This is a genomic window from Pseudomonas sp. 2822-15 (genome assembly GCF_002742515.1).
Lineage (GTDB): Bacteria > Pseudomonadota > Gammaproteobacteria > Pseudomonadales > Pseudomonadaceae > Aquipseudomonas > Aquipseudomonas salomonii.
The window spans coordinates 1-401 of the sequence record NZ_LJRY01000115.1; the positions used below are offsets into that span (position 1 = coordinate 1).

The 401-nt window shown below is 33.7% G+C and carries 1 protein-coding gene; it reads right to left on the reverse strand.

Going from position 1 to position 401, the window contains the following annotated elements; genetic code table 11:
- Window positions 1-157: 157 nt before the first annotated feature.
- Window positions 158-401, reverse strand: a 244-nt coding sequence (locus AOA59_RS32790; protein ID WP_218212185.1) for a DUF5693 family protein, incomplete at its 5' end; no start/stop codon positions are given.

Here is a 401-nt window from a genome sequence, read left to right on the forward strand (position 1 = left end):
GCCATGACTCCATAGGTATCTTTCGTTTTACTCGGTTGATTAGAAAGAACAACGATTTCAACATTTGGTTCTTCTTTCCTTAATGCTTTGATCATCGAATATAGAATAGCTTCAACACCTACGTTGTCAAACCCGTAGTATCCTGAGATAACGACGTTCATGTTATAAACCTCTCTTTAATAGGTGTATAAATATATTTTTTCATCACATACCATACCCCAATATATATGAGTCCTACTCCAGCACCTATTATTATACCGTATACTGTACGCTCTAATGATACAAGTAAAGGTGTATGAAGATGAGTGAATGTACCAATCATAGAACTAAATGTTAATGCACCAAAAACTAGGAAGTATTTTCCGAACTTTTCCTTGGTTATTATTAGATAAATTCCTAAT